At 68.3% G+C, this 13795-nt stretch carries 11 protein-coding genes; 4 read left to right on the top strand and 7 right to left on the bottom strand.

The window, feature by feature from the left end:
• Positions 1-24 precede the first annotated feature (24 nt).
• The 7 genes from OG207_RS08415 to kdpF (OG207_RS08385) form a co-directional block, all read right to left on the bottom strand.
• A complete protein-coding gene (locus tag OG207_RS08415) occupies positions 25-714 on the bottom strand; it encodes a response regulator (protein ID WP_329097319.1) in 690 nt (229 codons plus the stop codon).
• Between the two features lie 122 nt (positions 715-836).
• A complete protein-coding gene (locus OG207_RS08410; RefSeq protein WP_329097317.1) occupies positions 837-1553 on the bottom strand; it encodes a potassium-transporting ATPase subunit C in 717 nt (238 codons plus the stop codon).
• A 6-nt stretch (positions 1554-1559) separates the two neighbouring features.
• The gene (kdpB, locus tag OG207_RS08405) at positions 1560-3665 is read right to left on the bottom strand and encodes a potassium-transporting ATPase subunit KdpB (protein WP_329097314.1); all 2106 of its coding nucleotides are present in this window, start codon (positions 3663-3665) and stop codon (positions 1560-1562) included.
• On the bottom strand, positions 3662-5326 hold the full coding sequence (gene kdpA / locus OG207_RS08400) for a potassium-transporting ATPase subunit KdpA (protein WP_329097312.1): 1665 nt from the start codon (positions 5324-5326) through the stop codon (positions 3662-3664). Before kdpA ends, kdpB (OG207_RS08405) begins: the two co-directional genes overlap by 4 nt.
• Positions 5327-5332: 6 nt before the next feature.
• Entirely contained in the window at positions 5333-5422 is a 90-nt protein-coding gene (kdpF, locus tag OG207_RS08395) for a K(+)-transporting ATPase subunit F (protein WP_037789535.1), read from the bottom strand.
• 239 nt (positions 5423-5661) lie between these two features.
• On the bottom strand, positions 5662-6414 hold the full coding sequence (locus OG207_RS08390; RefSeq protein WP_329097310.1) for a DUF4118 domain-containing protein: 753 nt from the start codon (positions 6412-6414) through the stop codon (positions 5662-5664).
• Positions 6415-6448: 34 nt separating this feature from the next.
• Positions 6449-6538 (bottom strand): K(+)-transporting ATPase subunit F, encoded by a 90-nt coding sequence (kdpF, locus tag OG207_RS08385; RefSeq protein WP_214346424.1) that lies wholly within the window; start codon positions 6536-6538, stop codon positions 6449-6451.
• Positions 6539-6779: 241 nt separating this feature from the next.
• Here kdpF (OG207_RS08385) and OG207_RS08380 point away from each other — a divergent pair, with 241 nt between their 5' ends.
• The 4 genes from OG207_RS08380 to OG207_RS08365 all read left to right on the top strand — a co-directional run bounded on the left by OG207_RS08380 (position 6780) and on the right by OG207_RS08365 (position 13659).
• On the top strand, positions 6780-8666 hold the full coding sequence (locus tag OG207_RS08380; protein WP_329097308.1) for an APC family permease: 1887 nt from the start codon (positions 6780-6782) through the stop codon (positions 8664-8666).
• Between the two features lie 260 nt (positions 8667-8926).
• Complete coding sequence (gene kdpB, locus OG207_RS08375) at positions 8927-11077, top strand: potassium-transporting ATPase subunit KdpB (protein ID WP_329097306.1); 2151 nt, start codon at positions 8927-8929, stop codon at positions 11075-11077.
• 390 nt (positions 11078-11467) lie between these two features.
• Entirely contained in the window at positions 11468-13405 is a 1938-nt protein-coding gene (locus OG207_RS08370) for an amino acid transporter (protein ID WP_329097305.1), read from the top strand.
• An 80-nt stretch (positions 13406-13485) separates the two neighbouring features.
• Positions 13486-13659 (top strand): hypothetical protein, encoded by a 174-nt coding sequence (locus tag OG207_RS08365; RefSeq protein WP_329097303.1) that lies wholly within the window; start codon positions 13486-13488, stop codon positions 13657-13659.
• Positions 13660-13795 lie beyond the last annotated feature (136 nt).

Raw genomic sequence — 13795 nt, 5'->3', positions numbered from 1 at the left:
CTCTGGTGACGATCGGGCGGGTGATCAGGGTTCGAAGCGGTATCCCATGCCCGGTTCGGTGATCAGGTACCGGGGGTGGGAGGGGTCCGCTTCCAGTTTGCGCCGTAGCTGGGCCATGTATACACGCAGGTAGTTGGTGTTCTCCCCGTAGGTGGGTCCCCAGACCTCCAGCAGCAGCTGACTCTGAGTGATCAGCCGGCCGGGGTGGGTGATGAGGATTTCCAGCAGGTGCCATTCGGTCGGGGTGAGCCGTACGCTGCGCTCGCCCCGCTGCACCTTCTTTGCGACCAGGTCGACGGTGAACTCTGCGGTCGTGACCACGGAGACTTCGTCGGCCTGCGAAGCCGCCGGGGCTTCATGTCTCCGGGCGGCTGCCCGCAGCCGGGCCAGGAGCTCGTCCATGCTGAACGGTTTCGTCACGTAGTCGTCCGCGCCCGCGTCCAATGCGCGGATCTTGTCCTCCGAGGTGTGACGGGCGGAGAGGACCAGGATGGGGACCTTGCTCCAGACGCGGACACCCTTGATGACTTCGATGCCGTCCATGTCGGGGAGTCCGAGGTCGAGCACTATGACGTCCGGCTTGTGGGCGGCCGCGAGCCGCAGGGCCGAGCCGCCGTCTGAAGCCTCCTCGACCTCGAACTTGCGCGCCTGGAGATTGATCTTGAGCGCGCGGACGAGCTGAGGGTCGTCCTCCACCACCAGCACCCGGGTCATCGGTGTGCAGCCTTCCTTCGTAACGGGCATGGCACGAGGCCGGCGGGGCGCTGGGGCCCCTCCCAGCGGTAGCTGGGGGAGGTCCGCGCCCCGCCGGCGCTCAGACCGTGCGATGTGGAACATCAGCTCTTGGTCAGTGCCTTGAGGGCGATGTTGAGCTCAAGGACGTTGACGCGGGGTTCGCCCATGAAGCCGAGGGTCCGGCTGGTGGTGTGGTCGGCGACGAGCTTCTCGACCTGCTTGACGTCGAGCTTGTTCTGCTCGGCGACCCGGTGGACCTGGAGCTTGGCGTACTCGGGGGAGATGTCCGGGTCGAGGCCGGAGCCGGAGGAGGTGACGGCGTCGGCCGGTACGTCCTCGGGCTTGACCGTGTAGCCGGCGGTGGAGTTGTCCGCGATGACTGCTTCCTTGGCGGCGACGACCTGGGCGCAGAGCGTGCCTTCCTCCGCCGCCTTGGTGCACTGGCCGCCCACGGCTCCGTTGTCGGCGGAGCGGTTGGTGGCGCCGGACAGGATCAGCGAGTACTGCATGTTGACGCTGTTGCTGCCCAGGCCGTTGGAGGGGCGCGGCTGGAACCACTTCAGGTCCGGCCTGGCCGCCTCTTCGGCGTCGTTGGGGTCCTTCTTCGGCAGGTTGTAGCTCTGGCCGATGAGGGAGGAGCCGACGACCTGGCCGCTCTTGTCCTTGATCTCGGACCCGTTGGCCTTGTCGTTGAAGAGGGCCTGGGCGATCCCGGTGACGGCGAGCGGGTAGATGACCCCGCAGATCACGGTCAGGACGAGCAGGGCGCGCAGGCCCGCACCGATCAGGCGGACGGTGCTGGATACGGAATTGTTCATGGCAGATCAGCCGATTCCGGGGATGAGGGAGATGAGCAGGTCGATGATCTTGATGCCGATGAACGGGGCGATCAGACCGCCCACGCCGTACAGCCCGATATTGCGGCGCAGCATCTTGTCGGCGCTGGTCGGCTTGTACTGGACGCCCTTCAGGGCGAGCGGCACAAGCGCGATGATGATCAGTGCGTTGAAGATGACCGCGGAGAGGATCGCCGACTCGGGTGAGGCCAGGCCCATGATGTTGAGCTTGTCCAGGCCCGGGTAGACCACGGCGAACATGGCCGGGATGATCGCGAAGTACTTCGCGACGTCGTTGGCGATGGAGAACGTGGTGAGGGCTCCGCGGGTGATGAGGAGCTGCTTGCCGATCTCCACGATCTCGATGAGTTTGGTGGGGTTGGAGTCCAGGTCCACCATGTTCCCGGCCTCCTTGGCGGCCGAGGTGCCGGTGTTCATGGCCACGCCGACGTCCGCCTGCGCGAGGGCCGGCGCGTCGTTCGTACCGTCACCGGTCATCGCGACGAGCTTGCCGCCCGCCTGCTCCCGCTTGATGAGGGCCATCTTGTCCTCGGGGGTGGCCTCGGCGAGGAAGTCGTCCACGCCCGCCTCCTCCGCGATGGCCTTGGCCGTCAGCGGGTTGTCACCGGTGATCATGATCGTCTTGATGCCCATGCGCCGCAGTTCGTCGAAGCGTTCGCGCATGCCCTCCTTGACGACATCCTTGAGGTGGATGACACCCAGGACACGGGCCCCCTTGTCGTCCTTGACGGCGACGAGGAGCGGGGTGCCGCCCGCTTCCGAGATCTTGTTGGTGAGGAGGTCGGCGTCGTCGGAGACCTGGCCACCCTGCTCCTTGACCCAGGTGATGACCGACCCTGCCGCGCCCTTGCGGGTCTGCTTGCCGTCGACGTCGACGCCCGACATACGGGTCTGTGCGGTGAAGGCGATCCACTCGGCGTGGGCGAGTTCGCCCTGGTGGCGCTCGCGCAGCCCGTACTTCTCCTTGGCGAGGACGACGATGGAGCGGCCTTCGGGGGTCTCGTCCGCGAGGGAGGAGAGCTGGGCGGCGTCCGCCAGCTCGGCCTCCGTCGTGCCCTTGACCGGGACGAACTCTGACGCCTGGCGGTTGCCGAGGGTGATGGTGCCCGTCTTGTCGAGCAGCAGCGTGGAGACGTCGCCCGCGGCCTCGACGGCGCGGCCGGACATGGCGAGCACGTTGCGCTGGACCAGCCGGTCCATGCCGGCGATGCCGATCGCCGAGAGCAGAGCACCGATCGTGGTCGGGATCAGGCAGACCAGCAGGGCCGTGAGCACGATCATCGACTGCTCGGCGCCCGCGTAGATCGCGAAGGGCTGCAGGGTGACGACCGCGAGCAGGAAGACGATGGTGAGGGACGCGAGAAGGATGTTCAGCGCGATCTCGTTGGGCGTCTTCTGCCGGGCGGCGCCCTCGACGAGGGCGATCATGCGGTCGATGAAGGTCTCGCCGGGCTTCGTCGTGATCTTGATGACGATCCGGTCGGACAGCACCTTCGTACCACCGGTGACCGCGCTGCGGTCGCCGCCCGATTCCCGGATCACCGGGGCCGATTCGCCCGTGATCGCGGACTCGTCGACGGACGCGACGCCCTCGACGACGTCACCGTCGCCCGGGATGATGTCGCCGGCCTCGCAGACCACCAGGTCACCGATACGGAGCTCCGCGCCGGGCACCTGTTCCTCACCCTTGCCGTCCTTGGTCAGACGGCGGGCGACGGAGTCGGTCTTGGCCTTGCGCAGGGTGTCGGCCTGGGCCTTGCCGCGGCCTTCGGCGACGGCTTCGGCGAGGTTGGCGAAGATGGTGGTCAGCCACAGCCAGGCGGTGATGGCCCAGCCGAACCAGTCCGTGGGGTCCTTGATCGCGAGGACGGTGGTGACGACCGAGCCGATCAGGACGACGAACATGACCGGGGACTTGATCATGATCCTGGGGTCGAGCTTGCGGATCGCGTCGGGGAAGGACTTCAGCAGCTGCTTGGGGTCGAAGAGGCCGCCTCCCACGCGTCCGCCGCCCGGCTTGTGGCCGGTGGGCACGTCCTGGTGCGGAGCCCTGGTGGGTGTGGCGGTGCTCATGATGCGAGCCCTTCGGCGAGCGGTCCCAGCGCGAGGGCCGGGAAGTAGGTCAGACCGGTGACGATGAGGATCGTGCCGACGAGCAGGCCGGTGTAGAGGGGCTTGTCGGTGCGCAGGGTGCCCGCGGTCTCGGGGACGGGCTTCTGCTCGGCCAGCGAGCCGGCCAGGGCCAGGACGAACACCATGGGCAGGAAACGGCCCAGCAGCATCGCGATGCCGATGGTGCTGTTGAACCACTGGGTGTCGGCGTTCAGGCCGGCGAAGGCTGAGCCGTTGTTGTTGGCGCCGGAGGTGTAGGCGTAGAGGATCTCCGAGAAGCCGTGCGCCCCGGTGTTGGTCATGGAGTTGGCCGGGGTGTCCAACGCCATCGCGGCGGCGGTGAAGCCCAGCACCAGGGCCGGGGTGATGAGGATGTAGCAGGCCGCGAACTTGATCTCGCGGGTGCCGATCTTCTTGCCCAGGTACTCGGGGGTGCGGCCGACCATCAGGCCGGCGATGAACACCGCGATGATCGCCATGATCAGCATGCCGTAGAGGCCGGAGCCGACACCGCCGGGCGCGATCTCACCGAGCTGCATGCCCAGCAGCTGGATGCCGCCGCCGAGACCGGTGAAGGAGGAGTGGAAGGAGTTGACGGCACCCGTGGACGTCAGGGTCGTGGACACGGAGAAGATCGAGGACGCGGCGATACCGAAGCGGGTCTCCTTGCCCTCCATCGCCCCGCCGGCGATGTCGAAGGCAGGGCCGTTACCGGCGAACTCGGTCCACATCATCAGTGCGACGAACCCGAGCCAGATGGTGGCCATGGTCGCGAGGATCGCGTAGCCCTGGCGCAGGTTTCCGACCATGCGGCCGAAGGTGCGGGTCAGGGAGAACGGGATGAGCAGGATCAGGAAGATCTCGAAGAGGTTCGAGAACGGGTTGGGGTTCTCGAAGGGGTGGGCGGAGTTGGCGTTGAAGTAGCCGCCGCCGTTGGTGCCCAGCTCCTTGATGACCTCCTGGGAGGCGACGGCGCCGCCGTTCCACTGCTGGGTGCCGCCGAGGAACTGGCCGACCTCGTGGATTCCGGCGAAGTTCTGGATGGCGCCGCACGCGACGAGGATGACCGCGCCGATCACGGAGATGGGCAGCAGGATGCGGAAGACACCGCGGACCAGGTCGGCCCAGAAGTTGCCGAGCTCTCCGGTGCGGGAGCGCGCGAAGCCCCGTACGAGGGCGACGGCGACGGCCATGCCGACGGCGGCGGAGACGAAGTTCTGGACCGCGAGGCCGCCGGTCTGTACGACGTGGCCCATGGCCTGCTCGCCGTAGTACGACTGCCAGTTCGTGTTCGACACGAAGGACGCGGCGGTGTTGAAGGCCTGGTCCGGGTCGATCGCCACGAAGCCGAGCGAGCCGGGCAGGATGCCCTGGGCGCGCTGGAGGGCGTAGAGGAAGAGGACGCTGACCGCGGAGAAGGCGAGGACGGCGCGCAGGTAGGCGGGCCAGCGCATCTCGGCCGACGGGTTGGCGCCGATGGCCTTGTAGATCCACTTCTCCGGCTTGTAGTGCTTCTCGGAGGAGTAGACGCGGGCCATGTAGTCGCCCAGGGGGCGGTAGGCCAGCGCGAGCGCGGCGATCAGTGCGAGGAGCTGGAGCACACCAGCGAGAACGGGACTCATCGGTGGCTAGAACCTCTCCGGGTACACAAGGGCGAGGACGAGGTATCCGAGCAGGGAGACGGCCACCACGAGGCCGACGATGTTTTCGGCGTTCACAGCTTGGTCACCCCCCGGGCGATGAGAGCCACCAGCGCGAACACCGCGACCGTGGTGACGACGAAGGCCAGATCGGCCACCGTGAGCTCCTGGATGAAGAGGGAGGAAATGAATCGGCCAGATGGCCGATGACGAGATAACCGTGTCTTCAGCCCGGCGTTAAGACACCTTGACGGGGTCCATACGGGCGCAGGGGAACTCTTAACGCCACGCTTACGCGTGAAGCCGTGAATCGCCAGTCAGCCCTGGTGGGACAGGCCGGCTGTGTCCAGGGCGGCGCCGGCCTGCGCGGCCAGCGCGACGGCCACCAGGCGGGCCTCTTCGGGGGGCAGGGGGCGGCCCGGGAGTGGATCGAGGAGGAAGCGGCCGTAGTAGTGGCCTCCGCCGACGACGCGCAGTTCGGTCTCCCCGTCCGGCCAGTCGGCGTACTCGGTGATGCGGCTGCCGCTGCGCAGCCACAGGCTGCCGTCGTGCTGCAGGCGCGGCCGGTGCCCGAGCAGCCTGCCGTACTCGAAGCGGCAGCTGCGCAGGCCCAGCAGGCCGACGAGCTCGCGGCGCACGTACTCGACCACTGCTTCCGGTGAGCTGCCGTCCTCGGCCAGCCGAGCGGTTCCCTGGAGGCTGGACAGGTGCGCGGCGTCGGTGACCACGACCGTCCGGAGCCTCCGTACGCGTACGGCCAGCTGCGAAACGATCAGTCCGACGACGAGCAGGAGGAAAGCTGTCTGGATCTCGTCACCGTCGGCGATGGCGAACTGCTGGTAGGGCCTGGTGAGGAAGAAATCGAACCAGGCAGCCGCGGACAGTGCGGCCAGCGCCCCGGCCGCCCGGGTGCCGAGCGCGGCGACCACGACCACCGCGACGACCATGATCAGAGCCTCGTTCGTCGCTGAAAGGTCGGTTCGGAACGGTACGAGCGCGAGCGCAACGAAGAAGGGGATCACGAGGGCCGCGAGCAGGACGGCACGGTCGTGGAGTCGGTACCCGGACATGTGATGCCTCCCGTCCGGACATGACGGTCTTGGTTCAGAACCTCTCGGGCCTGATGAGGGCGGTCACGAGATAGGCAAGCAAAGCGACGGCGACGATGAGCCCGACCACGTTTTCCGCGTCCATCAGCGTGTACTCCCTTGGTTCCGTGGGACATGTGTCGCCCATATCAAGCGTGCCCCCGGTCGATGAAGGAGCCGCGCACCCTGGCGAGGTCTTGACGCACCTCATACGACTTTGCGGCGCCGGCGTCAGGAGTGCGTGAAGAGTGGGGCGGCGGTCGTATGGATTCCGCCAAGAGCACTGGTCATTCGGCCATGCCGTCCCGACGCTGTCCTCACTTTGTCCAATCGGAGGAACAGCGAAGATGGCCATGCACAGGGGAAAGACGACCGTGGCAGGACAGGCGCCGGGCACGGAGGAACCTCCTGATACCGGCGTACGGACGCCTCCCGAGGCACCGGACCGGCACCGGCTGACCGCCCTCCAAGGCCTGGCCGCGCTGTCGCTCGACGCGATGGCCTCCGTCGCATACGGGCCGGAGTCGATCGTGCTGGTCCTGGCGGCAGCCGGTGCCTACGGCCTCGGATTCACCCTCCCCGTCACCCTGGCGATCACCGCACTGCTCGCCGTGCTGGTGGCTTCGTACCGGCAGGTGATCGCCGCGTTCCCGGACGGCGGCGGGTCGTACGCCGTCGCCAAGAAACACCTCGGCCGACGCACCAGCCTGGTCGCCGCAGCCTCGCTGATCCTCGACTACGTACTGAACGTGGCCGTCTCCGTCACCGCCGGCGTCGCCGCCCTCACCTCGGCCTTCCCCGAGCTGTACGGGGAACGGGTGTGGATCTGCCTCGGGGTGCTGGTCCTGGTCACGGCGGTGAACCTGCGCGGGGTCGTGGACTCCGCCAAGGCGTTCCTCGTACCGACCGCCGTCTTCGTGGGGTCGATTCTGGCCATGGTCGTGGTCGGCCTGCTGCGTGACGGCCCGGTGAGCACCGCCTCGGCCGCCGGACACGCTTCCGCGCTCGGGGAAGGCGCCACCACCGTTGGCGCCCTGTTGCTGCTGAAGGCCTTCGCGGCCGGCTGCTCCGCCCTGACCGGCGTTGAAGCCGTGGCCAATGCCGTCCCGTCCTTTCGCGCCCCGGCGGCCCGCCGGGCCCAGCGCACCGAAGTGGCCCTCGGCGCACTGCTCGGCGTGATGCTGATCGGCCTGTCGGTCCTGATCGGCCGCTTCCACCTCCAGCCCGTGGAGGGCGTCACCGTCCTGGCCCAGCTCGCGGACGCCTCCTTCGGCCACAACGCTGCCTTCTATGTTGTCCAGTTCGCCACCATGGTGCTGCTGGCACTCGCCGCGAACACCTCCTTCGGCGGGCTGCCCGTCCTGATGAGCCTGCTGGCACGCGACAACTACCTGCCGCACGTGTTCGCCCTCAAGGCGGACCGCCAGGTGCACCGCCACGGCGTGGTGTGGCTGGCGCTCGTGTCGGCCGCGCTGCTGGTGTTCTCCGGCGGCGACACCAACACACTCGTCCCGCTGTTCGCAATCGGGGTCTTCGTCGGCTTCACCATTTGTCAGGTCGGCATGGTCCGGCACTGGTACGGGGAGCGGCCCCAGGGCTGGCAGGCGAAGGCCGTCCTCAACGGCTTCGGCGCAGTGCTCACCGGAGTCTCGGCGATCGTCGTGACCGCCACCAAATTCGTCGAGGGCGCCTGGCTGATCGTGCTCGCCCTGCCGCTGATCGTCCTCGCGTTCGAGAAGATCCACCGCGCCTACGCACAGATCGGCGAACGCCTGCAGCTCGGCCGCATCCCTCAGCCGCCCCAGCGCTCCCGCTCCCTGGTCGTCGTGCCCGTCTCGGGGTTGTCCCGCCTGACCTGCCAGGCCCTCACCGCTGCCCGCTCGCTCGGCGACGAGGTCCTCGCCGTGACCGTCACCCACTCCGGGCCGGAGGACCGGCAGGAAGCCGAAGCACTGCGCCGGGACTGGGAGCTGTGGAAGCCGGGGGTCGAGCTGATCGAAGTCTCCTCGGACACCCGTTCGCTCGGCCGCCCGGTGTCGGCGTACGTGCGCGAGCTGACACAGGCACACCCGGACGCCCAGGTCACCGTCCTCATCCCGGAGACGGAACCCGCCCACCTGTGGCAGCGGATGCTGCAGAACCAGCGCGGCTCCGTCGTCGCCCACGCGGTGCGCCGCGACACCGACGCCGTCATCTGCCGACTGCGCTTCCGCATCACCTCCGACGCGCGTTGACGTGCCCTTGACGGCGGCTTGACACGTCTCGTGCGCCGCCGTCAAGAAGGTGCCAATTCCCCCGCGCACATGGGGTTTTCCTCTGGAACGGGCAGTAGTTTCCTGCCTGTTGCGCCGCCGGGGACCTCGACTACTCACATGACGGCCGAGGGGGTCCATGCGAGACAGTCCCCGGCGGCGACACCCCTCACCCGCACCCAGTCCTTGCCCGACCCTGCCGGCAGGGGGGTGCCCAGCCGAACTCACCAGAAGGTCGCTTCATGCCTCCCGCCGCCGCGCAGCACGTTCCCCCGGATCTCGGCACCCCTCCGCGGACCCCGGTCAACCGACCGTCCAGGAAACGGTCCGGCCAGGTGAACGTGCTGGAGCCCGAACTCCTCGCCACCTCGGCCAGGGAGGCCGTCGCCAAGCTCCATCCGCGTGAGCTGGTGAAGAAGCCGGTGCTGTTCGTCGTCGCGGTCGGATCGGTCCTGACGACGCTGTCGGCGCTCATCCACCCGTCGGTCTTCACCTGGGTGATCAGCGTCTGGCTGTGGCTGACGGTCCTGTTCGCCAACCTCGCCGAGGCCGTCGCCGAGGGCCGCGGCCGCGCCCAGGCCGAATCGCTGCGCAAGGCGCGCACGGACACGGTCGCGCTGCGGCTGAAGCACTGGACGTACGGGACGAACCTGCGCCACGCCGAGACCGAGGTGGTGACCCCGGCCGAACTCCAGCCCTTCGACTTCGTGCTCGTCGAAGCGGGGGAGCTGGTTCCGGCCGACGGGGACGTGGTCGACGGTGCGGCGATGGTGGACGAGTCGGCCGTCACCGGTGAATCGGCCCCCGTGCTCCGGGAGTCGGGCGGCGACCGGTCCGGTGTCACCGGGGGAACGACCGTCCTGTCGGACTCGATCGTCGTGCGGGTCACCTCCCGTTCCGGGAACAGCTTCATCGACCGGATGATCGCGCTGGTCGAGGGTGCGTCGCGGCAGAAGACCCCGAACGAGATAGCGCTGAACATCCTGCTGGCAGCCCTGACCTTCATCTTCATCCTGATCGTGGTCAGCATCCAGCCGATGGCCGCGTACGCGGGCGCCGCCCAGTCCACGACCGTCCTGGTCGCCCTCCTCGTCACCCTCATCCCCACCACGATCGGCGCCCTGCTCTCCGCGATCGGCATCGCCGGCATGGACCGCCTCGTCCAGCGCAACGTCATCGCGATGAGCGGCCGCGCCGTCGAGGCGGCGGGAGACGTGAACACCCTGCTCCTCGACAAGACCGGCACCATCACCCACGGCAACCGCGAGGCAGCCGCCTTCATCCCGCTCCCCGGGATCGACCACATCAAGCTCGCGGACGCCGCCCAGCTGTCCTCCCTCGACGACGAGACCCCCGAAGGCCGGTCCGTCGTGGCCCTGGCCCAGCAGTACGGGCTCCAGCCGGCCGCCGCCGACGACCTCAGCAACCCCCGCTTCACCGAGTTCAGCGCCCGCACCCGCATGAGCGGCATCAACCTGAGCTGGGACAACGGCGCGGGCTGCGCCATCCGAAAGGGCGCGGCCGCACAGGTCATGGACTGGGTGGCGATGCGCGGCGGAACCGTACAGGCGGAGGCCGCTGCCTGGTCCGCTCAGGTCTCGCAGTCCGGCGGAACCCCGCTGCTGGTGGCGGTCCACGATTGGGACGGGCCGCGCGTGCTCGGCATCATCCACCTCAAGGACGTCGTCAAGGAGGGAATCCGGGAGCGGTTCGCGGAGCTGCGGAGCATGGGGATCCGTACGGTCATGGTCACCGGAGACAACGAGCTGACGGCCCGCGCCATCGCCGCCGAGGCCGGCGTCGACGAATACCTCGCGGAGGCGACGCCGGAGGACAAGCTGGCCCTCATCAAGCGGGAGCAGGCGGGCGGCAAGCTCGTCGCGATGACCGGCGACGGCACGAACGACGCCCCGGCCCTCGCCCAGGCGGATGTCGGCGTGGCCATGAACACGGGCACCTCGGCCGCCAAGGAGGCCGGGAACATGGTGGACCTGGACTCCAACCCCACCAAACTCATCGACATCGTGGAGATCGGCAAGCAGCTCCTCATCACCCGAGGCGCGCTCACCACCTTCTCCATCACCAACGACGTCGCCAAGTACTTCGCGATCATCCCCGCCATGTTCGCCTCGGCCTACCCGGGCCTCGGCGCGCTCAACATCATGGGCCTGAGCAGCCCCACCTCCGCGATCACCTCGGCGATCATCTTCAACGCCCTGATCATCGTGGCTCTGATCCCGCTGGCCCTGCGCGGCGTCCGCTACCGGCCTGCCTCCGCACACGACCTGCTGCGGCGCAACCTCGGTGTCTACGGCCTCGGCGGCCTGATCCTGCCGTTCGTGGGCATCAAGCTCATCGACCTGCTGGTATCCACCATCCCCGGCCTCGGCTGACGTTCGGCAACGGCTCATCAGAGGAACGTCGGGGCGCCTGAGCCCCCAGACACTGCCGTCCACCTGCTTACCGCAGGCTCCTTCCTCTCCTCAGACCACGGCCGCCAAGGCCAGCCAGCGTTGATCCACACTCCGCTGGTTCCCCTGCGGGGGCGGCCTCCGCCGGGCCGCCCCCGCTCCTAGTTCATGACCACTCGGCTGCCCGCTCGCCGCAGGCAGGTTGCTGTCACTGGCGAGCGAAGACGTTCACTACTCCACAGGTGGCTCTGTATGCGTTAAGGACGCGTCAGGATTGGCTCAGCCGCGGGCATAAGCGATCAGTCTGCGTACGCTAGCTCAGCCGTCGATGTCGATGGCTGATTCTTTGCCGTACGACAGGAGCACCCCACGATGGCCACCCCTGCCCGCTCCTCGCGCCTGCGCGCGTGGCTGCTGGAAGGCTTGACCGCCGAGAACAGTTCACCCGCAGCCAAGGAGGCAGCGGCCCAGCCGCACGGGCGGCCGTGGTGGCGGGTCATGTGCCTGACGGGTCTCGACTACTTCTCCACCCTCGGCTACCAGCCCGGCATCGCGTTCCTCGCGGCCGGGCTGCTGTCGCCGCTGGCGACCATCGTGCTCGTGCTGCTGACCCTCTTCGGTGCGCTGCCGGTGTACCGGCGGGTGGCCGAGGAGAGCCCGCACGGCGAGGGCTCGATCGCCATGCTGGAGCGGTTGCTGACGTTCTGGAAGGGCAAGCTGTTCGTCCTGACCCTGCTCGGGTTCGCGGCGACCGACTTCCTCATCACCATCACCCTGTCGGCTGCGGACGCCACCGCGCACCTGGTGGAGAACCCGCACCTCACCAGCATCCTCAACGGCCACCAGGTGCTCATCACCCTGATCATGATCGCGCTCCTCGGTGCCGTGTTCCTCAAGGGCTTCAGCGAGGCCATCGGCGTGGCCGTGGTCCTGGTGGCCACCTACCTCGCGCTGAACGTCGTCGTCGTGGCCGTCGGCCTGTGGGAGGTGCTCAGCGAACCACACGTCATCACCGACTGGACGGAGGCTCTGACCGCCGAGCACGGCAACCCGTTCATGATGGTCGCCATCGCCCTCGTCGTGTTCCCGAAGCTGGCGCTCGGCCTGTCCGGGTTCGAGACCGGTGTGGCGGTCATGCCGCATGTCGAGGGCGACTCCGGTGACACCGAGGAGAAGCCCGCCGGCCGGATCCGTGGCGCCAAGAAGCTGCTGACGACCGCGGCCCTCATCATGAGCGTCTTCCTCATCACCAGCAGTTTCATCACCACGCTGCTGATCCCGCCCGCCCAGTTCCAGCCGGGCGGCGAGGCCAACGGCCGCGCCCTGGCCTACCTCGCGCACGAGTACCTCGGCTCCGCCTTCGGCACGATCTACGACGTCTCCACGATCCTGATCCTGTGGTTCGCGGGTGCCTCGGCGATGGCGGGCCTGCTCAACCTGATGCCGCGCTACCTGCCCCGGTACGGCATGGCCCCCTCCTGGGCGCGCGCCCTGCGCCCGATGGTCATCGTGTTCACCCTGATCGCGTTCCTGGTGACCTGGATCTTCGACGCCGACGTGGACGCCCAGGGCGGCGCGTACGCCACCGGTGTCCTCGTCCTGATCACCTCGGCCGCCGTCGCCGTGACCATCGCAGCCCGGAAGGCCGGTCAGCGCGGCTGGACGATCGGCTTCGGCGTGATCTCCGCGGTCTTCGTCTACACCACCGCCGTCAACGTCGCAGAGCGCCCCGACGGCGTGAAGATCGGCGCCTGCTTCATCGCCGGCATCATGGCCCTCTCCCTCCTCTCCCGCCTCGCCCGCGTCTTCGAGCTGCGCGTCACCCACATGGAATTCGACGACATGGCCCAGCGGTTCATCCGCGACACCTCGAACCGCACGATCCGCTTCATCGCCAACGAGCCGGACAGTCGGGACCTCGACGAGTACCGGCAGAAGAAGCAGCAGATCCGCGCGGACAACGACATCCCGGCCGAGGACGACGTCATGTTCGTCGAGGTCACCGTCCTGGACGCGTCCGAGTTCGAATCCAGCATGCGGGTGCGCGGCGAGGTGCTCCACGACCGCTACCGCGTCCTGACCCTGGAGAGCTCGAGCATCCCCAACGCGCTGGCGGCGCTACTCCTGCACGTCCGCGACGAGACCGGCCAGCGCCCCCACATCTACTTCGAGTGGACCGAGGGCAACCCGTTCGCCAACTTCTTCCGCTTCTTCCTGTTCGGCCAGGGCGAGGTCGCGCCAGTCACCCGCGAGGTCATCCGCGAGGCCGAACCCGACCGCACCCGCCGCCCCCACGTTCACGCCGGCTGACCCTGGATCCGGCGTCAATTTGCCGACAGGAATCGCGCCGGCCCCTCGCCAAGGCGAGGGGCCGGCGCGATTCTCATGACGTGACCATCGACTGGCTCCCCGATTGCGGCATCCGCCGGGCGATCCTCGCCCTCGGCGCGGCCGGCCTGACCGTCATCGCCACCGGCGCCCTCCTCGAGGCTCTCTGGCTGCTCGGCCTCGGCGTCTGGGCGGTGATCGCCGCGATGATGATCGAGCTCGTCTACCGCCCCTAACTGCCGATGCCCCGGTTGCGGTAGTCCTCCGGCGTCCGCGCCGTACGAGGACCCGGGCCGTGCCGTCCTGGATCGCGACGACCGTGGGGCGGCCCACGCCGCTGTAGCCAGAGGCCATGCAACTGGATGGACGCCG

The sequence above is a fragment of the Streptomyces sp. NBC_01439 genome, assembly GCF_036227605.1.
Taxonomy (GTDB): domain Bacteria; phylum Actinomycetota; class Actinomycetes; order Streptomycetales; family Streptomycetaceae; genus Streptomyces.
This window is presented reverse-complemented; position numbering and strand designations above follow the sequence as displayed.